Source organism: Glutamicibacter sp. MNS18, assembly GCF_026107515.2.
In the GTDB taxonomy this organism is placed as follows: Bacteria; Actinomycetota; Actinomycetes; order Actinomycetales; family Micrococcaceae; genus Glutamicibacter.
Window position 1 is genome coordinate 16,501 of the sequence record NZ_JAPCHW010000003.1, and the last position, 20,158, is coordinate 36,658.

The 20,158-nt window shown below is 64.4% G+C and carries 19 protein-coding genes; 9 read left to right on the plus strand and 10 right to left on the minus strand.

Annotated features, from left to right (window positions below; genetic code table 11):
* Window positions 1–20: 20 nt before the first annotated feature.
* The 6 genes from whiA (at window position 21) to secG (ending at window position 5,226) form a co-directional block, all read left to right on the plus strand.
* Window positions 21–1,001 (plus strand): DNA-binding protein WhiA, encoded by a 981-nt coding sequence (gene whiA / locus OK351_RS03620; protein WP_265155993.1) that lies wholly within the window; start codon window positions 21–23, stop codon window positions 999–1,001.
* 63 nt (window positions 1,002–1,064) lie between these two features.
* The gene (locus OK351_RS03625; RefSeq protein WP_265155994.1) at window positions 1,065–1,694 is read left to right on the plus strand and encodes a superoxide dismutase; all 630 of its coding nucleotides are present in this window, start codon (window positions 1,065–1,067) and stop codon (window positions 1,692–1,694) included.
* Between the two features lie 186 nt (window positions 1,695–1,880).
* Window positions 1,881–2,888: a type I glyceraldehyde-3-phosphate dehydrogenase gene (gene gap / locus OK351_RS03630; RefSeq protein ID WP_265155995.1), complete on the plus strand. Its 1,008-nt coding sequence runs from the start codon at window positions 1,881–1,883 to the stop codon at window positions 2,886–2,888.
* A 17-nt stretch (window positions 2,889–2,905) separates the two neighbouring features.
* Window positions 2,906–4,132, plus strand: a complete 1,227-nt coding sequence (gene pgk, locus OK351_RS03635; protein ID WP_265155996.1) for a phosphoglycerate kinase — start codon at window positions 2,906–2,908, stop codon at window positions 4,130–4,132.
* 3 nt (window positions 4,133–4,135) lie between these two features.
* A complete protein-coding gene (gene tpiA / locus OK351_RS03640; RefSeq protein WP_265155997.1) occupies window positions 4,136–4,951 on the plus strand; it encodes a triose-phosphate isomerase in 816 nt (271 codons plus the stop codon).
* 23 nt (window positions 4,952–4,974) lie between these two features.
* A complete protein-coding gene (gene secG, locus OK351_RS03645; protein ID WP_265155998.1) occupies window positions 4,975–5,226 on the plus strand; it encodes a preprotein translocase subunit SecG in 252 nt (83 codons plus the stop codon).
* A gap of 517 nt (window positions 5,227–5,743) precedes the next feature.
* Here secG and OK351_RS03650 read toward each other — a convergent pair.
* The 7 genes from OK351_RS03650 to tkt all read right to left on the minus strand — a co-directional run bounded on the left by OK351_RS03650 (window position 5,744) and on the right by tkt (window position 14,119).
* Window positions 5,744–5,929: a hypothetical protein gene (locus tag OK351_RS03650; protein ID WP_265155999.1), complete on the minus strand. Its 186-nt coding sequence runs from the start codon at window positions 5,927–5,929 to the stop codon at window positions 5,744–5,746.
* A 198-nt stretch (window positions 5,930–6,127) separates the two neighbouring features.
* Entirely contained in the window at window positions 6,128–6,868 is a 741-nt protein-coding gene (pgl, locus tag OK351_RS03655) for a 6-phosphogluconolactonase (protein ID WP_265156000.1), read from the minus strand.
* A complete protein-coding gene (locus tag OK351_RS03660; RefSeq protein WP_265156001.1) occupies window positions 6,858–7,799 on the minus strand; it encodes a glucose-6-phosphate dehydrogenase assembly protein OpcA in 942 nt (313 codons plus the stop codon). The genes pgl and OK351_RS03660 overlap by 11 nt, the downstream gene beginning before the upstream one ends.
* On the minus strand, window positions 7,796–9,316 hold the full coding sequence (zwf, locus tag OK351_RS03665) for a glucose-6-phosphate dehydrogenase (RefSeq protein WP_265156002.1): 1,521 nt from the start codon (window positions 9,314–9,316) through the stop codon (window positions 7,796–7,798). The genes OK351_RS03660 and zwf overlap by 4 nt, the downstream gene beginning before the upstream one ends.
* 6 nt (window positions 9,317–9,322) lie before the next feature.
* On the minus strand, window positions 9,323–10,897 hold the full coding sequence (locus OK351_RS03670) for a glucose-6-phosphate isomerase (RefSeq protein WP_265156003.1): 1,575 nt from the start codon (window positions 10,895–10,897) through the stop codon (window positions 9,323–9,325).
* Window positions 10,898–12,001 carry a transaldolase gene (tal, locus tag OK351_RS03675; protein WP_265156004.1) on the minus strand — a complete coding sequence of 368 codons (1,104 nt, stop codon included), beginning with the start codon at window positions 11,999–12,001 and terminating at the stop codon, window positions 10,898–10,900. It abuts the gene before it with no gap.
* A 15-nt stretch (window positions 12,002–12,016) separates the two neighbouring features.
* On the minus strand, window positions 12,017–14,119 hold the full coding sequence (gene tkt, locus OK351_RS03680; RefSeq protein WP_265156005.1) for a transketolase: 2,103 nt from the start codon (window positions 14,117–14,119) through the stop codon (window positions 12,017–12,019).
* A gap of 692 nt (window positions 14,120–14,811) precedes the next feature.
* On the opposite strand from tkt, the gene OK351_RS03685 reads away from it, so the two are divergent.
* The 3 genes from OK351_RS03685 to OK351_RS03695 all read left to right on the plus strand — a co-directional run bounded on the left by OK351_RS03685 (window position 14,812) and on the right by OK351_RS03695 (window position 17,199).
* Window positions 14,812–15,759 carry a heme o synthase gene (locus tag OK351_RS03685; RefSeq protein ID WP_265156703.1) on the plus strand — a complete coding sequence of 316 codons (948 nt, stop codon included), beginning with the start codon at window positions 14,812–14,814 and terminating at the stop codon, window positions 15,757–15,759.
* A gap of 131 nt (window positions 15,760–15,890) precedes the next feature.
* Entirely contained in the window at window positions 15,891–16,232 is a 342-nt protein-coding gene (locus OK351_RS03690) for a PadR family transcriptional regulator (protein ID WP_265156006.1), read from the plus strand.
* On the plus strand, window positions 16,225–17,199 hold the full coding sequence (locus tag OK351_RS03695) for a DUF1700 domain-containing protein (RefSeq protein WP_265156007.1): 975 nt from the start codon (window positions 16,225–16,227) through the stop codon (window positions 17,197–17,199). Before OK351_RS03690 ends, OK351_RS03695 begins: the two co-directional genes overlap by 8 nt.
* A 129-nt stretch (window positions 17,200–17,328) precedes the next feature.
* On the opposite strand, the gene OK351_RS03700 is transcribed toward OK351_RS03695, so the two are convergent.
* From OK351_RS03700 to OK351_RS03710, 3 genes are read right to left on the minus strand one after another with little or no spacing between them, the layout of a single operon-like run.
* Window positions 17,329–18,270: a COX15/CtaA family protein gene (locus tag OK351_RS03700; protein ID WP_265156008.1), complete on the minus strand. Its 942-nt coding sequence runs from the start codon at window positions 18,268–18,270 to the stop codon at window positions 17,329–17,331.
* A 28-nt stretch (window positions 18,271–18,298) separates the two neighbouring features.
* Window positions 18,299–19,066, minus strand: coding sequence for an ABC transporter permease (locus tag OK351_RS03705; RefSeq protein WP_265156009.1), 768 nt, complete (start codon window positions 19,064–19,066; stop codon window positions 18,299–18,301).
* Entirely contained in the window at window positions 19,063–20,022 is a 960-nt protein-coding gene (locus OK351_RS03710) for an ABC transporter ATP-binding protein (protein ID WP_265156010.1), read from the minus strand. The genes OK351_RS03705 and OK351_RS03710 overlap by 4 nt, the downstream gene beginning before the upstream one ends.
* Window positions 20,023–20,158 lie beyond the last annotated feature (136 nt).

A 20,158-nucleotide genomic window follows, 5' to 3' on the forward strand; every position in this document is an offset into this window, starting at 1 on the left:
CATGTAAGGGAGTTTGATTCATGGCATTGACGGCTTCCGTCAAAGACGAGCTGTCACGGGTAGAGATCCGCAAGCCCTCGGTCCGCAAGGCCGAGGTGTCCACCATGCTGCGTTTCAGCGGCGGCTTGCATATCGTGTCCGGACGAATTGTGATCGAGGCAGAGGTCGACCTGGCCGCTACGGCGCGCCGGCTGAAACTGGCGATCTCGGAACTGTACGGGCATGACGCGGAAATCGTGATGGTCACCGGCTCCGGCATCCGCAAGGGCAGCCGGTATATTGTGCGTGTGGCCAAGGACGGCGAGGTCCTGGCCCGGCAAACCGGGCTGTTGGACGCGCGCGGACGGCCGGTGCGCGGCCTACCCTCGGTCATCGTCAACGGTTCAACGGCCGACGCTGAAGCGGTATGGCGCGGTGCCTTCCTGTCCCACGGGTCATTGACCGAACCCGGACGCAGCTCCGCACTGGAAATCACCTGCCCCGGTCCCGAAGCGGCGTTGGCCTTGGTGGGCTCGGCCCGCCGGCTGGACATCACCGCCAAGGCGCGGGAAGTACGCGGGGTGGACCGTGTGGTGATCCGCGATGGCGATGCCATTGCCCAGCTGCTGACCCGCATGGGTGCACATGATGCGCTCATGGTGTGGGAAGAACGGCGGATGCGCAAGGAAGTGCGTGCCACGGCCAACCGGCTGGCCAATTTCGATGACGCGAACCTGCGCCGCAGTGCGCAGGCCGCCGTGGCTGCCGGGGCACGTGTTGAGCGTGCGCTGCAGATCCTGGGGGACGAGGTGCCCGAGCACCTGCGCTACGCCGGGTTGCTCCGGCTGGAGCACAAACAAGCCTCATTGGATGAGCTCGGCCGCATGGCCGAACCGCCGATGACGAAGGACGCCATCGCAGGTCGGATCCGCCGCTTGTTGGCCATGGCCGACAAAAAAGCCGGTGATTTGGGAATACCTGGGACTGAGTCCAGCGTTCCAGTAGACGCACTGGAACAGTAAGTGTCCCCGCGGGCACGGAAGAGTCCGCGGAGATTCATCCGATTGACAAGATTGAGGAGAATCATGGCTGTTTATTCGCTGCCTGAACTGCAGTACGACTACGCCGCCCTGGAGCCGAACATCTCGGCTCGCATCATGGAGCTGCACCACTCGAAGCACCACGCGGCCTACGTTGCCGGTGCCAACTCGGCGCTGGAGCAGCTGGCTGAGGCCCGCGAGAAGGGCGCCTTCGGCAACATCCCGAAGCTGTCCAAGGACCTGGCCTTCCACCTCGGCGGACATACCAACCACTCGATCTTCTGGAACAACCTGTCCCCAGAAGGCGGCGACAAGCCCGAGGGCGAGCTGGCCGCGGCCATTGACGAGTTCTTCGGCTCCTTCGACGGGTTCCGCGGGCATTTCGACGCCGCCGCACTGAGCCTGCAGGGTTCGGGCTGGGCCGTGCTGGCCTACGAGCCGATCGGCGGCCAGCTGGTCATCGAGCAGCTCTACGACCAGCAGGGCAACATCCCGGTGGCCACCACCCCGCTGCTGATGCTGGACATGTGGGAGCACGCCTTCTACCTGGACTATGTCAACGTCAAGGCCGACTACGTCAAGGCCTTCTGGAATATCGTGAACTGGGCCGACGTCCAGGCACGCTTCGAGGCCGCCCGCAACGGCGCCACCTCGCTGGTAGTTCCAGGAAAGTAGCAAATTCAGGCAGTTAGCTGTCTCACATCCGCGCCTTGGTGGCGTAGTATGTTAACAATGTGTTTCCGGGCCCCGGTTCTCCGGGGCCCGGAAACACGGCACAACGGAGTGTCCTTCAAATGAAAGGCCACTTCCGTTAGCACACGGCAAGTGGCATTAACATCCCCATTTAGAGGAGATAGTCACGTGACAACCCGTGTTGGAATCAATGGTTTCGGTCGTATCGGACGCAATTACCTGCGTGCGGTCCTGGCAAGCAGCGCCGACATCCAGATCGTCGCCGTCAACGACCTTGGTTCAATCGACGCGTTGGCCCACCTGGTGAAGTACGACTCCGTGCTCGGCGTTCTCGCCCAGCCGGTCAGCGTCGAAGAGAACTTCATCATCGTCGGTGAACAGCGCATTCAGGTCCTGTCGGACAAGCACCCGGAAAACCTGCCGTGGGGTGAAATCGGTGTCGACGTGGTTCTGGAATCCACCGGCCACTTCACCAAGGCTGCGGGTGCCCAGAAGCACCTGGACTCCGGCGCCAAGAAGGTCATCATTTCCGCGCCGGCCAAGGGCGAGGACATCACCATCGTGATGGGTGTGAACGACCAGAAATACGATCCGGCCAATCACCACATCATCTCGAACGCCTCCTGCACCACCAACTGCCTGGCCCCCGTGGCCAAGGTGCTCAACGAGGAATTCGGGATCATCGACGGTCTGATGACCACCATCCACGCCTACACCGCCGACCAGCGGCTGCAGGATGCCCCGCACAAGGATCCCCGCCGTGCCCGTGCCGCGGCACTGAACATGATCCCCACTTCCACCGGTGCCGCCAAGGCCATCGGCAGCGTGCTGCCGGAGCTGAAGGGCAAACTCAACGGCTACGCCATGCGGGTTCCGGTTCCGACCGGTTCGGCTACCGACCTGACCGTGAACCTGGCCCGTGAGGCCAGCGTCGCGGAGATCAACGCCGCCTTCGAGAAGGCCGCAGCCGAGGGACGTCTGGCGCCGTACCTGCAGTACTCGACCGATCCGCTGGTCTCCACGGATATCGTGACCAACCCGCACTCGGCCATCTTCGACTCCGGACTGACCACCGTGATCGGCAATACCGTCAAGGTGCTGGCCTGGTACGACAACGAGTGGGGGTACTCGTCGCGACTCGTTGACCTGACTCAATTCGTGGGTTCAACCCTGTAGTCGGATAACCTAGAGACATGACTTCCCACACTCTCGACGAATTGATCGCCGATGGTGTCCGTGGACGGCACGTTCTGGTCCGTAGCGACCTGAACGTGCCGTTGGACGGTGCCACCGTAACCGATGATGGGCGCGTACGCGCGTCCCTTCCAGTGCTCACCAAACTCACCGAAGCCGGTGCCAAGGTGATCGTCATGGCCCACCTCGGCCGCCCCAAGGGTGCCGTGGATCCCAAGTACTCGATCGCCCCGGCCGCCCACCGGTTGAACGAACTGTCCGATTTCGAAGTGGTCATCGCCGAGGATGTCGTAGGCCCCTCGGCCCGGCAGGCCGCGGCCGACCTGGCCGAAGGCAGCGTGCTGGTCATTGAAAACGTGCGTTTTGATGCCCGCGAGACCGCCAAGGACGACACCGAACGTGCCCAATTCGCCGCCGAACTGGCTGGCCTGACCGGGCAGAACGGCGCCTACGTCAACGACGCCTTCGGCGCGGTGCACCGTAAGCACGCCTCCGTATACGACATCGCCTCGGTGCTGCCGGCCTACCAGGGCGACCTGGTGGCCACCGAGGTCAAGGTCCTCAAGACCCTGACCGAGGCACCGAAGCGACCCTATGTGGTGGTGCTGGGCGGTTCGAAGGTGTCGGACAAGCTGGCAGTGATCGATAACCTGCTGGGCAAGGCCGATCAGCTGCTGATCGGCGGCGGCATGGCCTTCACGTTCCTCAAGGCCCAAGGGCATGCCGTAGGCGGTTCGCTGCTGGAAGAGGACCAGGTGGCCACGTGCCAGGAATACCTGACCCGCGCCGAGAAGCTCGGTTGCGACATCATCATCCCGTCCGACGTCGTGGTAGCCGAGAAGTTCGCCGCCGACGCCGCCTACGAGGTGCTTGACGCGGAGAAGATCGAGGAAGCCAGCTTCGGGTCGACCGGGCTGGGCCTGGATATCGGACCGAAGACCGCCGAACTGTTCGCCAGCTACATCACCAGCGCCAATACCGTGTTCTGGAACGGGCCAATGGGCGTCTTCGAGATTCCGGCCTTTGCCGAGGGCACCCGCCGGGTGGCCGGAGCCCTGGCCGAGTCGGAAGCCTTCAGCGTGGTCGGTGGTGGCGATTCGGCCGCCGCGGTGCGCACGCTGGGTTTCGCGGATGACGACTTTGGACATATCTCAACCGGTGGCGGCGCGTCACTGGAATACCTTGAGGGCAAAACCCTGCCGGGTGTTGCCGCTCTGGAAGGCTAGTTAATGACCATTTCGCAAAATGGAAAGTTCGTCCGCCAGCCGCTGATTGCCGGTAACTGGAAGATGAACATGGACCACATCCAGGGCATCACCCTGGTGCAGAAACTGGCGTGGACCCTGAAGGACAACCAGCATGACTACGATCGTGCCGAGGTTGCCGTCTTCCCGCCGTTCACCGATATCCGTGGGGTGCAGACGCTGACCCTGGGGGACAAGCTGGACATCGTCTACGGTGCCCAGGACCTGTCCGCCCAGGACTCGGGAGCATACACCGGCGAGATCTCCGGACAGTTCCTGGCCAAGCTGGGTTGCAGCTACGTGTTGGTCGGGCACTCCGAACGCCGTGAATACCACAACGAGACCGACGCGGTGGTGGCCGGCAAGCTGGCCGCCGCCTACCGTCACGGGCTCACTCCGGTGTTGTGCATTGGCGAGGGCCTGGAGAAGCGCCAGGCAGGCGAGCATGTGGCCTATACCCTGGAGCAGCTGGATGGGTCGCTGGACGGCATCACCGCCGACCAGGCGACAACCCTGGTCATCGCCTACGAACCGGTGTGGGCCATCGGCACGGGTGAGGTGGCCGGTCCCGCCGATGCGCAGGAAATGTGCGCCGCGATCCGTGCGGCCCTGGCCGAGCGTTACGGCACCGAGGTCTCCGAATCGATTCGACTGCTCTACGGTGGTAGCGTGAAAGCTGCAAATGCGGCAGCCATCATGCGTGAACGCGATGTGGACGGAGTCCTGGTCGGGGGTGCGAGCCTGGAGGCTGAAGAGTTTGCTAATATTGTTAGGTTCGAGCATCACCTCGTGACCGACTGAATCCTAGATAAGGAACCGACGTAGTGGATATCATCCAGATTGTTCTGCAGGTACTGCTGGGCATTACCAGTGTCCTGTTGACCATGTTGATCCTGCTGCACAAGGGACGCGGTGGCGGTATGTCGGATATGTTCGGTGGCGGTGTGACCTCGTCATTGGGTTCCTCCGGCGTAGCCGAACGTAACCTGAATCGCGTCACTATCGTGCTGGGCCTGACTTGGGCTGCGGTGATCATCGGATTGGCGTTGATCATGCGTTTCAGCATCGAATCCTAGGCACAGAGGACTTGTAAGAGCATCGGGGGCTTCCGGAGTGGAAGCCCCCGATGCTCTTTAACCGCAGGTGCGTGGCCATCGGAAGGTGATTCGGGGGCGTGCCAGCATTCCCACCGGTGGCGGCATCCGGCAGGCGGGGTGTCCCGAAGGGAAATCCCCGTCGCGCATGGTCGATTCCCGTGCCCCGGGTGGCGCGGGAATCGGGTCGAACCTAGCTCGAATCGGTCGGGTGATGGTGTCGCGGCTTGGTTCTTGGTGGTCTGCCGGCCAGCATCCGCGCATAAAATGACGGTGCCATGGCGGCCAACAGGCAAAAGACGCCGAATCCGGTTCGGCCTGCGAGCAAACTGAAAATACCTATCACCGCGATGGATCCCTGGAGCAGCATCATTGTTTTCGGGTTCATCTGCGATACACCCCCTGGTGCCCTATATGGTCTTTCCACGTTACCGGAGAAACGCCGCCCAAGACAGCATCGGGCGCAATTAGCAGGAAGAGGTGGGGGTTGGCCTGTTGGCTACGGGGTTCCGGATGGGGTTTGTGGTGAAGGATCATCCATCGGGTGCACGAGCCTCCGTGCCAGCGGCACGAGGATTCCGATCAGCAGGAACAGCACACCGAGTTCGGTACGCCCACTGAGCAGGCAGAAGATCGCCATCAGACCGATCAGGAGCTTGAACCACTGGGTGGAAATGGTGTCCATGCCTTCTCGTCCTTCGTCGTACCCGATGTTCTGCCCCCAGCATAGGATGTTGCGCGGTAACGATCAGCGGATTCCCCAGGGAATACGGGTTAACCCCACAAGCATTGCTGTCGGCCAATCCGGTGCCCCGGGACGCGGCAGACCCCGGCCGGCGTTCCCATCGGGAACGCTGACCGGGGTCTGGGCAAGCCTGGAGGGCTACAGCAGGGCGGCGGCCGCACGGTCGACCAGCCAGCGGGTGGCGTCGGTACCCTTCACGGCACTGGCCGGCACCGCCCGCTCATCAACCCGGTGCTGGGCTGCGGCGAGGGCCGGGGCCTTTTCGCCCCCGGCGACCAGCAGCCACACCTCACGCGCGGTATTGATGGTTCCCATGGTCAGCGATACCCGGTCGGCCGGAGGCTTGGGCGAGTCGTGTACCGCGATGGCACCCAGCTCATCGGAACGGGTGTGGTTCGGGAAGAGCGAGGCCACATGCGAGTCCGGGCCCATGCCCAGCATCAGCACGTCGAAGGCAGGGCTGGCTGCCCCGGTGGGGGCCTCCTCGCGCAACAGGGCACGGTAGGCGTCCGCCGCGTCCTGCGCGCTGGGGTACTCATCGGTGGACCCCATCTCATGAACGTTGTCGCGGTCCAGACCCAACGCGTCCAACTCGGCGAACAGCACTTCGGCCTGTCCGGCGTTCCGGTCGGCGGAGCCGCGGGCGACAAATCGCTCGTCACCGAACCAGAAGTGGACCAGCGACCAGTCCACCGACTTGCGGGCCGGATTGACCGCCACGGCGGCCAGTGCCGCAATCCCCAGGCTGCCGCCGGTAAGCACCACATGGGCCACCCCGCGGGTGGAGATGGCATCCAGGACCGAGGTGATCAGCCGGGCGGCCACCGCATGGGCGGTGGCTTCCATGTCCTGGTGGATGACGATCTGTCTAGCGATCACTGGGCTCGATACTCCTCAGGTTGGTTAGGTGCAATCCTCGGGTGACAACTTCACCGAAGACATCGTCGGCATCCAGCCGGCGCATTTCCTCGGCCAGGCAGTCCGCGTTCGGGCGGCGGGGCAGGGAGATCCGCTGCGGGGCGCTGCCCGGCAGGTACAGGTGGGCGACCTCACCCGAGGGCCGGGAGAGTTCCACATCCCCGTCGACCCGGGCCAGACGCACACTGGACAGGCCCCCGGTGGACTTGTCGGCCGCGATGGTCACCGGTACCTCAAGGCACATGGTCAGCCAGGCGGCCAGCAGCGTGGTCGAGGGGGAGTTGGCAGAGCCCTTGACGGTGATGTTCTTCAGGCCCTTGGTGCCGATCAGGTCGATGATGCTGGCCAGCTGGGCGCGCCACAAGGTGATACGGGTCCAGGCCAGGTCCGAATCCCCGGCCTGGTAGGTCTTCGAGCGTTGGAAGAGCGCCGCCGACGGATCGGGGTCCTCGGCCGAATCGGTGATCCGGCGGTGGGCGAGCTTGCCCAGCGGAGTCCTGGCCGGATCCTCGGGAACCCCGTGCGGCCACCAGGCCACAATGGGGGCGTCGGGCAGCAGCAACGCCGAGATCAACGCCTCATCGGCCAGCATATTCGGGCCGCGCGTGCGCATCACGATGACCTCGGAGGCCCCGGCATCACCACCGACGCGGATCTGCACATCCAGCCGGTTCCCGCCGCTCACCGGGCCGCGCACCACCACGATCACCCGGCAGGGGTGTTCACGACTGGCCAGGTCCGCGGCGTCGATGGCCTTCTCGGCGAAGCCCTCGCGGGTGATGACCACCAAGGTCAGTACCCGCGACAGGGCCGAGGCCCCGTGGGTGCGTCGGGCCGAAATCAGCTTCTTGGCCACCTGGCTGGTGGTGGTATTGGGAAGATCGATCATCATGGGCGGCGCCATGTCCTTCCGTCTCGGGCCATCAGCTCGTCGCTTCCGGCTGGACCCCAGGAACCGGGGTGGTACGGTTCGGGCTGTGCTTCCAACCCGGCCCAGTACTCCTCGAACGGATCCAGGATCCGCCAGGATTGCTCGACCTCCTCGTGCCGGGGGAACAACGGCGGTTCGCCGAGCAGCACGTCGAGGATCAGGCGTTCGTAGGCTTCGGGGGAAGACTCAGTGAAGGCATTTCCATAGCCGAAGTCCATGGTCACGTCGCGGATCTCCATCTGGGTGCCGGGCACCTTGGAGGAGAAGCGGATGGTGGCCCCCTCATCGGGTTGCACGCGGATCACGATGGCGTTCTGCCCGAATTCGTCGTCCTTGTGGTCGGTGAACAGCAGATTGGGGGCGCGTTTGAAAACCACCGCGATCTCCGTGACACGGCGTCCCAGGCGTTTGCCTGCCCGCAGGTAGAACGGGACCCCATCCCAGCGTCGGGTGTTGATGTTCAGCCGGATGGCGGCATAGGTTTCGGTTTTGGACTCGGGGTTGAACCCCTCCTCGTCCAGGAAACCGACGACTTCCTCGCCGCCCTGCCAACCGGAGGTGTACTGGCCGCGCGCGCTGGCCGCTCCCAGGTCCCCGGGCAGGCTGACCGCGGTCAGCACCTTTTCCTTTTCGGCGCGCAGGTGGTCGGCGTCGAAGGAAATCGGCTCCTCCATGGCGGTCAGGGCCAGCAGCTGCAACAGGTGGTTCTGGATGACGTCGCGCGCCGCGCCCACCCCGTCGTAGTAACTGGCCCGTCCGCCGATGCCGATATCCTCGGCCATGGTGATCTGCACATGATCGACGTACTTGTTGTTCCACAACGGTTCGAACAGCTGGTTGCCGAAACGCAGAGCCAGCAGGTTCTGCACGGTTTCCTTGCCCAGGTAGTGGTCGATCCGGAACACCGCGTCCGGCGGGAAGACCGATTCGACGATTTCGTTCAGTTCGCGGGCACTGGCCAAATCATGGCCGAAGGGCTTTTCGATCACCACCCGCTCCCAGCCGGGGTTGGCCTCGTTGGCCAGGTGGTGTTCGGAGAGCTTCTGGCAGACCACATCGAACCAGCTCGGCGGGATGGAGAGGTAGAAGGCGTGGTTGCGTCCGGTGTTTCGGGTGCGGGCCAGCTCATCCAGGGTCGTCGAGAGCTGCTCGTAGGCCCCGTCGTCGTCAAAGGCACCGGAAATGAACCGCATCCCGCTGGCCAGTTGTTCGAACACCGTCTCGTTGAAGGCGGTGCGCGCGCTGGCCAGGATCCATTCGCGGGCCTGGTCCGCGAAATCCTGGGCCGACCAGTCACGCCGGCCGAAGCCGACAATGGCGAAGTTGGGTGGTAACAGTCCGCGGTTGGCCAGGTCGTAGACCGCCGGCATCAATTTCTTGCGGGCGAGGTCGCCGGTGATCCCGAAGAACACCAGCGCGCCCGGACCGGCGATGCGGTTAAGCCGCCGGTCGCGGACGTCGCGTAGTGGATTGCTCATGTGTTCCTAGCTCACTGCCTCGATCAGCTGGCGGATTCCTGCTGCCCGGTCGGTCAGATGCAAACGCAGCAGCGGACGGCCATGTTCGGCATCGGTCAGCACCTTGGCATCTCCCGAGGCCTGGGCGGCAATCAACCCGGCGAATCCGAAGTTCTGGCCGGGGATCCGCACATCAGCCTGGCTGTCGCCGGTAATCTGCAGGTAGACGCCCTGGCGGGGTCCGCCCTTGTGGTACTGGCCGGTGGAGTGCAGGAAGCGCGGACCCCAGCCGAAGGTGACCGGGCGACCGGTCATCGTCGCCAACAGGTCGCGCAACGCCTCCAGGTCCTTGTCCCCGTCGCGGTCCAGGTAGGCCTGGATCGCCAGGTAGCCGTCCGCCGGCAGCTGTGAAGCCAGCGACCGGATTGCCTCCACCACCGTGGTGCCGTGCGCACCGTGGATCTGCACGGAGCCGTCCACGGCATCGGCCGCGCCGGCCGGCGGTGCATCCAGCAACGAGCGGGCCGCGGTCTTGGCCGCTTCCACATCGGGCTGGTCGAACGGGTTGACCTCCAGCAGGTAGCCGGCCACCGCGGTGGCGTACTCGAAGATCAGGAAGGCGGCGCCCAGCGGTGCGGAGAAATGGATGGCGGTGGCATCCTCGTCCACCTCCTGCGGCAGTTCCCCGTAGAGGTAGAGCGGCAGGATATCGGATGCCGGTTGCTTCAGCTCCGGGGCACCGGGATGCGCCACGACCGGCAGCACCCCCTTGCCGAGCTTTCCGGTGGATTCGGCGATCAGCTGTTCGGCCCAATCGCCGAATCCGGCCACCGTGTCACCGAGGGCTGCGAAGACCAGCTTGTCCCGGCCCTCGGTGACCATTGCGGCCCCCAGATGCAAGGCCAGGTTGTCTTCGTCATTTTCGCCCAGCAGGTCGGCAACCAGGCCGGCCTCCTCCAACAACACGTCGATGTCCGCGCCGGCCAGGCCCGAGGGCACCAGTCCGAAGGCGGTCAGTGCCGAGTATCGGCCGCCCACATTGGGATCGGCGGTGAAGACCGCGCGCACCCCCGCGCGGTCATCCAGCGGCGAACCGGGATCGGTCACCAGTACCAGCCGGGTGGCAGGGTCGATGCCGGCGGCCTCGAAGGCCGCGGTGAAGGCGCGGCGCTGCGAGTCGGTTTCCACGGTGGAACCGGATTTGGAAGCCACCACCACGACGGTGTGTTCCAAGTCCTCGGCCAGGATGCCGGAAACCATCTGCGGATCGGTGGTATCGCAGACCACCAGATCCACCCCGTCGTGGGCGGTGATCACCTCGGGAGCCAGCGAGGAACCTCCCATGCCGCACAGCACAATTCGGGTCAGGCCCTCCTGGACCAGCTCGTCACGCAGGTTCAGGATCGCCGGGACCAGCTCCTCGGCGGTGTCGAAGGGGTTGGTCCAGCCCAGCCGGATCGAGGCCTCGGGCTGCGCCTCGGGACCCCACAGGCTCGAATCCCGGGCAGCGATGCGGCTGCCCACCTGATGGTGCAGCAGCTGCGGCAGGTACTGTTCGACCGCGGCCAGGGCGGCCCCGGAGGTCACCAGGCCCAGTTCCATTTACTTGGCCTCCTTGAGCGCCACGGCCATATCCTCAAGCAGTTCGTTCCAGGCGTCTTCGAACTTCTTGACACCCTCGACTTCCAGCAGCTCGACGATTTCGTTGTAGTCGATGCCCAGGGCCGCGAGCTTGTCCAGCACCCGGTTGGCCGCATCGTAGTTCCCGGCGATCGCGTTGCCGCGCACCTGGGCTTCGGCGGCGGTGGCATCCAGGGTCTTTTCCGGCATGGTGTTCACCGTCTGCGGGGCGACCAGCTCGGTGACATACAGGGTGGACGGGTACGCCGGATCCTTCACACCGGTGGAAGCCCAGAGCGGGCGCTGCACATTGGCGCCGGCCGCGGCCAGCACCTCGAAGCGCGCGGTGGCGAACTGTTCCTCGAAGACCTGGTAGGCCAGACGGGCATTGGCCACCCCGGCCTGGCCGCGGACCGCGGCGGCCGCGTCACTGCCGATGGCATCGAGCCGCTTGTCGATCTCGGTATCCACCCGGGAGACGAAGAAGGAGGCGACCGAGTGGATCCTGGACAGGTCCAGCCCGTTGCTCTGGGCCTTTTCCAGACCGATCAGGTACGCGTTGATGACCTCGCGGTAGCGTTCCAGCGAGAAGATCAGGGTGACGTTCACGCTGATGCCCGCGGCGATGGTCTCGGTGATCGCTTCCAGTCCGGCCTGCGTGGCGGGGATCTTGATCAGCACGTTCTCGCGGTCCACCCGCTCGTACAGGGCCTTGGCCTGCGCAATGGTCTGCGCGGTTTCGTGGGCCAGACGTGGGTCGACCTCGATCGAGACGCGGCCATCCACCCCGTTGCTGGCCTCATAGACCCCACGGAACAGGTCGCAGGCCGCGGCCACATCGTCACTGGTGATCTCGGTGATCGCCGCTTCCACTGACTTGTCACGGTGCTCGGCGATGGCCGTGCCGTAGACCTCGGCGTTGGCCAGGGCGGCGGCGAAGATCGCCGGGTTGGTGGTGACTCCGGTGACGTTCTTCTCCGTGATCAGCTGGGCCAATGAACCGCTGGTGAGCCGTTCACGGGAGAGGTCGTCAAGCCAGATCGAGACACCGGCATCGGATAGCGCCTGGGTGTTGGGATTGCTCATGGGTAACAGGTTTCCTTACTTCGCGACTTTGTGAGCGGCGGCGACAACGGCTTCGGTGGTGATCCCGAATTCGCTGTAGAGCTTCTTGTAATCGGCCGAGGCGCCGAAGTGGTCCAGCGAGATGATCTCGCCGGCCGCGCCGACGATCTCGCGCCAGCCCATGGCCACGCCGGCTTCCACCGAGACGCGTGCGGTGATCGCGGCCGGCAGCACCTCTTCGCGGTAGGCCGGGTCCTGCTTGGCGAACCACTCGTGGCTAGGCATCGAGACCACGCGGGCGGCGATGCCCTCGGCGGCCAGCTGTTCGCGGGCGGCCACGGCCAGTTCGACCTCGGAGCCGGTGGCGATGAGGATGACATCCGGGGTCACCTCGGCGCCTTCGCGCACGGCCTCGGCCAGGATGTAGGCGCCCTTCAGGGTTCCGGCGGCCGGACGGAAGCCCTCGGCGGTGCGGTCGTAGACCGGCAGGTTCTGCCGTGAGAGCACGATTCCGGCGGGGGTGTCCTTCAGCTGCAGGATGCCCTGCCAGGCGTAGGCCACCTCGTTGGCGTCACCGGGTCGGACCACGTCGAAGTTCGGGATGGCGCGCAGGCTGGCCAGCTGCTCCACCGGCTGGTGGGTCGGACCGTCCTCGCCCAGGCCGATCGAGTCGTGCGTCCACACGAAAATCGAGGGCACACCCATCAGCGCGGCCAGGCGGATGGCCGGACGCTGGTAGTCCGAGAAGATCAGGAAGGTGCCGTTGAAGGCGCGGGTGGGGGAAGCCAGCACGATGCCATTGGTGATCGACGCGGCGGCGTGCTCGCGGATACCGAAGTGCAGGACCCGGCCGTAGGGGTCGGCGCTCCAGCTGTCGGTGGAGCGCTCGACCGGGGCGAAGGACTTGGCGTTGGTGATCGTGGTGTTGTTCGAACCGGCCAGGTCGGCCGAACCACCCCAGAGTTCGGGAAGCACGTCGGCAATGGCGTTGATGACCTTGCCGGAGGCCGCACGGGTAGCCAGGGAGGTGCCGGCTTCGAAGACCGGGAGCTTCTCTTCCCAGCCCTCGGGCAGCTCGCCGGCCAGCAGGCGTTCAAGCAGGGCCGCTTCCTCGGGGTTGGCGGCGGACCAGTCGCGGAACCGCTGGTCCCAATCGGCGTGCAGGCTCGCGCCGCGGTCGGCGACCTGGCGCGCGTGGGCCAGGACCTCGTCGTCGATGTGGAAGTGGGCCTCGGTCTCGAAGCCCAGCGCCTGCTTCAGCCCGGCCACTTCCTCGGCACCCAGCTTCGAGCCGTGGATGCCACCGGTGTTGGCCTTGGTGGGTGATGGCCAGCCGATAATGGTGCGCAGCGAGATGATCGAGGGGCGGGTGCTCTCGGCCTTGGCGGCGCGGATCGCGGCGTCCAACTCGTTCAGGTCCTCGACGTAGTCACCGGTCTTGGTCCAGTCGACACGCTGGGTATGCCAACCGTAGGCCTCGTAGCGTTTGAGCACATCCTCGTTGAAGGCGATATCGGTATCGTCCTCGATGGAGATCTGGTTGTCGTCGTAGATCACCACGAGGTTGCCCAGCTGCTGGTGGCCGGCCAGCGAGGAGGCCTCGGAGGTCACGCCTTCCTGCAGGTCGCCATCGGAAGCGATGACGTAGACGGTGTGGTCGAAGACGCTGGTTCCGGCCGGGGCCTGGGCGTCGAACAGTCCGCGCATGCGGCGCTGGGCGTAGGCGAAACCGACCGAGGAGGCCAGGCCCTGGCCCAGCGGGCCGGTGGTGATTTCCACGCCTGCGGTGTGACCGTACTCCGGGTGGCCCGGGGTCTTGGCATCCCAGGTACGCAGGGCTGCCAGGTCCTCCATTTCCAGGCCGTAGCCGGAGAGGAACAGCTGCAGGTACAGGGTCAGCGAGGTGTGTCCGGGAGACAGGACAAAGCGGTCGCGGCCGATCCAGTTCGGATCCTTCGGGTCATGGCGCAGGTGCTTCTGGAAGATCAGATACGCGGCCGGGGCCAAACTGATCGCGGTACCGGGGTGGCCGTTGCCGACCTTCTCAACGGCATCGGCGGCCAGGACGCGGGCCGAGTCGATGGCCCTGCGGTCCAGTTCGGTAAGTGAAAATTCTTCAACTAAGGATTCAGTCGCCACTGCGGCGTTTCCTTCCATTCAGGATTGGTGCGGGGGCTCTTCCCGCTGACACGCAATACGCCGTCGACCTTGCACCCGTGTCGAACGAACTCGGGGGAAGGCAGCGACGGCGCAACTGGATCCCACTCTATCGCGTAACCCCCGGTTTGTGCGCGGGGTGGCGCAAGATGACACGGGGATTTGACCGAATGGATGCGGGTAGCCAGCGGACGCGGCACAACTACCTCGTTGCGGTGCCCTTCACTAGCCTGTTCCTCCGGTCAGCTGCGCCCTGTTTCACAAGGGCTGGAGTTTGTACGTGGTGATTCCACAAGTTTCCAATTTTGTTTTCGGGCTCGTCACGGCAGTACTTGTCTCGAAGGGAAGTTCCCCGCCCGATGCACTCCGGGGCCTGGCGGTGGTCGAATGGCTTGCCGGAAAGTGCGACGGGGGCGCCGCCCGGGCAGTTTTGTGGCCGCATTCCCCCGGGGCTCCGGAAGTCGTGTCCGTCGCGGGAATTGAGCGATCGGACGACCGGGACCGGCGGGCCGGTCATTGCCGCTGTTTGAGCTAGATCACCCCGTGGGCAAGGATATTTGACGTGGGCAGAGTTTCATTACTTTTCTATTCGTCGTAGAATGAAATCGTCTGTCTTGTACCCGTGTAGAACTGAGTGCGTTTAATTGAAGACTCTTAGTGTCGCCGAATCGCCGATTCCCCGGTCCTCGCGTCAGCCCGAGGAAAGCACCGGCGAATTCATTAAGCGCAAGGCAGGTGCCTATGTGGCACTGACCAAGCCTCGGGTCATCGAGTTGCTGCTGGTCACCACCCTGCCCACCATGATCTTCGCCGAACGCGGGTTCCCTGCGGTGTGGCTGATGGTGGCCACCCTGGTTGGCGGGGCCATGGCCGCCGGCGCCTCCGGCGCCTTCAACTGCTACTTCGACCGCGACATGGACAAGCTGATGAAGCGGACCAAGGGGCGTCCTCTGGTGACCGGGGATGTGACCCCGCGTGAGGCGCTGGTCTTTTCCTGGGTGCTGGCCATTGCGTCGCTGGCCGTCTTCTGGTTCGGTACCAACCCCTTGACGACCGCTTTGGGGCTGCTGGCCATCTTGTTCTACGTGGTGCTCTACACGCTGATCCTCAAGCGCCGCACCACCCAGAACATCGTCTGGGGCGGCATCGCCGGGTGCATGCCCGTGGTCATCGCTTGGGCTGCGGTCACCAATACCGTCGAATGGCCGGCGATCATCCTGTTCATCGTGATCTTCCTGTGGACCCCACCGCATTACTGGCCGCTGTCCATGAAGTACGCCGATGACTACAACGCCGCCTCGGTGCCTATGTTCGGGGCGATTGCCAATGCCCGCCGTGTCTCGGTGCAGGTGGTGCTCTACGCCTGGGCGACCCTGGTCTGCTCGATGCTACTGGTGCCGATGGGCTACGCCGGCATCGTGTACACGGCGCTGGCCGGTGGTTCGGGTCTGTGGTTCGTGTACGAGTCCCATGTGCTGTACCGCGAGGCCCAGCGGGACCACAGTCCGGCAGAGATGAACCGCAAGGCCATGAAGGTCTTCCATATCTCGATCACCTACCTGTCGATCGTGTTCCTGGCACTGGCCATCGACCCGTTCGTCGGCAGTCCGCTGTTCCAGTAACGTCCCGTATCTCAGCCCCCGGTATCACCGGGGGCTTTTTCGTGCCCGGTTCGCGATGCAAGGGTTACGGTAAGGCCACAAAGCACTAATCTTGCTATACAAGGCTTGTGGTGCAAGGTATCTTGTGGAGTATGAACGCGAGCACGGAAAAGATCGCCACCAACCTGCGCAAGGGAGTGCTTGAATACTGTGTGCTCGCCCTGCTGGGGCGAGGGGAAATGTACGGTTTGGAAATCGCCAATGAGCTGATGGCTCGGGAACTGTCTGCCAGTGAGGGCAGCCTCTACCCGCTGTTGGCCCGGATGAAGAGTTCGGGCATCGTGGAGACCCGGTGGGAACAGGCCGCGGGTAGCAGATCACGCAAATACTACTCAATCACCGTCCAGGGGCAGCAGCAGCTGGCCACCTTCGAGACGGTGTGGAACGAGATCAGGGGACAGGTTGACGGGCTCCTGGGAGGACACCATGGATGACAACGGTTTGGACAGCGCATCGCGACGCTATCTTCGCAGTCTCAAGCAACGGCTGGCAGACCTTCCGGCCGAAGCCAGCGAATCGATCCTGCAGGATGTGCGGGCGCATATCGAGGAGGCCACGGCCACAGGCAGAAGCTCCGATCAGGTGTTGGCTTCGCTGGGGAATCCCCGGGAGCTGGCCGAGGCCAGCCGTGCGGAGCTGGTGCTGCACCAGCCGGCACGAACCTCACGTCTGGATTCCGGGACCATTCTGGGCGGAACCAGTATCGCCCTGGCGGTCCTGGCGGCGGTGATCGTCAGCTTCTTCCTGCGTGCTCCCGAGGGACAGCACCCCGACGCGGGCACCGAGCCTGAGCAAGCAATGGCCACGTTGCTGGAGTCCTATGGGCCCGGGGTGGCCTTGCTGAGCCTGGTGCCGGCCGTGGTACTCCTGTTGGTCCACTTCCTGCCACGCCGTCTCCGCCGCTGGGCCATGCTGGGTGTGGCCCTCGCCTTGAGTGTCCTGGTGTTCCTGGACATCTTTTCATCGGGACTGTTCGCCGTGCCGATGGCACTGACCGCGTGGTTGGCGGCCACGATCCCGTATGCCCGCAAGCCGGTTGCGCCGGCCGGGGAGCAGTTGTCCGCCCGCATCCTGGGAAGCCTGCTGCTGATCTTCCCGGTCATCATGCTTGGCACAGGGCTGATGCTGGGCACTGTCGGCGCCCATTACATTCCCCTGCTGCTTTGGATGTTGTTCAGCCTGGCGCTGGCGATCGGGTACGCGCTGAACTCCCGGGCGGCCCATTGGACGGTGCTGGCCTACGGGGTGCTGATCCTGGGTGTGGCCGTCTTTGACGCCGGGATCCTGGTTGCGGCCTTCTGGGTCGGCGGCGGGGTAGCGCTCGCCCTGGGACTCCACGGGTTGCTGCGGCTTAACCCGCGGGTCGGGCCAACCGACCGGACCAAGGCGGAACCTGTCTGATGGGCCGGTACCGGTTCTGAGGACATGTGCCTCCCCGATCCACCTGATGGTCGGACGGACGCAAATGGCGGCCCGCCCCCCGATAACTACGGGAAACGAACCGCCATGCTGGCAACCAGAGGTCCGGTGCTACAGACCCGTGGGCTCGGTTCTGGGTAGCAGGACTGCACGGTCCCAGACGTTGGTTGCGGCGATACCCAGCAGGGCACTGCCCAGCATGTGGGCCAGGACCAGGGTGATGGGCAGTCCGGTGAAATGCTGGGTGTATCCGATACCCGCCTGCAGCACGATGACCAGGACCAGCCAGTAGAGACCGGCCGTGAAGCGGGGACCGGCGTGGCGCTTGGCGGCCAGGACCAGCAGGATGATGACCGCACCGATCAGCAGGTACACCGGCGCGGTATGCATGCGGGTCACCAACAGGGGATCGAACATGTGGCGTGGCGCCGAAGCGTCCCCGGCGTGTGGTCCGGTTCCGGTCACGATGGTGCCGAAGATGATCGCGAGCAGCGCGGCAATCCACGCCACCCACGACACCTGGCCGATGGTCTTGTCCTGGGCCGGCGCCTGGAGCGCCTTGTACTCCCGCCGTGTGCGGTTCACCAGTAGGGTCGCCAGGATCACCAGCGTCATGGACAGCAGGAAGTGCAGCGAAACCACCCACGGATTCAGCCTGGTCCAAACGGTGATCCCGCCAATGACACCCTGGAAGGGGATGCCCGCCAGCAGCACCCAGCCGAGGATGAACAGGGAACGGTGGGTGGCGCGCATTTTCCAGATCGATACCAGGAAGGCCAACGCGATCGCGATCAGCACGAAGGTCAGGAGGCGGTTGCCGAATTCGATCAGGCCGTGGATGCCCATTTCGGGCACCGGGGTCATGGTGCCGGGCATGCAATTGGGCCATTCCGAGCAGCCCAGACCGGACTTGGTCAGTCGCACCGCACCACCGGAGACAATGATTCCCACCTGGGAGATCAGCGAGGCGATCGCCAGGCCGTGGACGGTCTTGGTGACCTTGGTCGGCAATTTCTCGGCCCAGCTCGATGTCGGGGCTGCGGACGCAGACATTATCTTCTCCCTTGGATATGTGTGGTGGTCAGTTCCATTTGAACAGTTTCACGGCGGCGAACGAGGCGATACCGGTCCATACCACCAGCATGATGGCCGCCGGGATGTGGAAGGTTCCGTCGATCAGCGCTGCACGCAACGAGTCGCCCAGGCCAGCCGACGGCAGGGCGTTGAGCAGCAACTGGATCCATTCCGGGGCCATCGTGGTCGGGAACAGCACCCCGCCGATACCCGCCAGCAGGATCCAGGCCAGATTCGTGATGGCCAAGGTGGCTTCGGGGCGCACGGTGCCCGCGATGAGCAAACCCAGCGCAGTGAAGCAGCCGGCGCCCAGCAGCAGGAAGACCAGGGAAGGCAGGATCCCGACCAGGCGTGGTTCCCAGCCCATGAGCAGGGCACAGATGCTGATCAGCACCACCTGGACGGCCAGGACCGTGAGTACCGCGATAACCTTGCCGAAAATCAGTCCGGCCTTGCCCAGTGGGGTGGTGGAGAACATCCGCAGCACCCCATAGCGGCGGTCGAAGCCGGTGCCGATGCCCTGGCCGGTGAAGGCCGTGGAAATGACACACAGGGCCAGCACGCCGGGGGCTGCGGCATCAATGGTGCGTTCGGCCACCCCCGCCAGCAGGTCGGTGAATGTCAGGGCAAACAGGGCGATCACCGGCATGACAATGGCCAGGACCAGTTGCTCGCCGTTGCTGAGCATCTGGATGGTTTCGTACTTGCCCTGCAAGGTGATGCGTTTCAGTGGCGAAACCGCATTGCTCGTCTGATCGCTGGTGGTGGCGCTCATGCGTCCTCGGACTCCTTCTGTGCGATCTCCAGGAACACGTCTTCCAGGCTTCGGGCCTGGAGTGAGAGGTGGGTGGGCAGGATCCCCGCCGTCGCCCACCAATTCGTCAGCCATTGCAGGTGGTCGGGGGAGCGGACCCCATCCAGCCGGTATTCCCCGGCGGTGGTCTCACTCAGGTGTAAACCGGAAGGGACCGTGTCGGGCAGTGCCAGCCCGGGGGCGGCCCCGAAGGAGACCGGGCGGGTTTCCTGTTCTTCGGCCGCCATGGCCGTCAGTTCGGCGACCGTACCCTGGGCGACGGTACGTCCCTTGTCGATGATGTAGACGTAGTCGCTGAGCCGTTGGGCATCGTCCATCAAATGGGTGGTGAGGATGATCGCCTTGCCGGCATCGCGCAGTTCCAGGATCAGGTCGAAAACCACCTGGCGGGTTTGTGGATCCAGCCCGGCACTGGGCTCATCCAGGAATACCACGTCCGGATCACCGGCCAGCGCCGCGGCCAGGGCCACCCGCTGCTTTTGCCCCCCGGACAAACGACGGATGGTGCGCGAGGAGAACGAGGCGATATCCAGCCGTTCAATTAGCGCGTCGATATCCATGGGCTTTCGGTAGAGCGAGGCCACGTGGCGTAGCAACGGGATCGGGCGCATCGAGGGCGGCAGGCCACCGTCCTGGAGCATCACTCCCACACGGGAACGCAAGTCGGGCTTATCCCCGTAGGGGTCCTGCCCGAGCAGTTCGACGGTCCCGCTTTCGGGGCGAAGCAGTCCCTGTGCGCATCCGAGGGTCGTTGATTTTCCGGCACCGTTGGAACCGAGCAACGTCGTGACCTGCCCGGGAAAGGCCTTGAGGGAAACATTGTGAAGAACTCGAAGCATCCGGTCATTCAACGCCGGAACTGGTCCAAGATCTTTGCACAGCTCACTGATGATGAGACTGGGGGATACGGAAGACACCCATCGATTCTACGTCAGGTCGAAGTACCCGGGGGTGAGTGATTGCTCACGGCGAGTTCCACGGGTGGGGGATAGAATTATGCCAGGGGCCGCATCGCGGGTAATCCCGCGAACGCGACACCCGAGCCATGGTCAT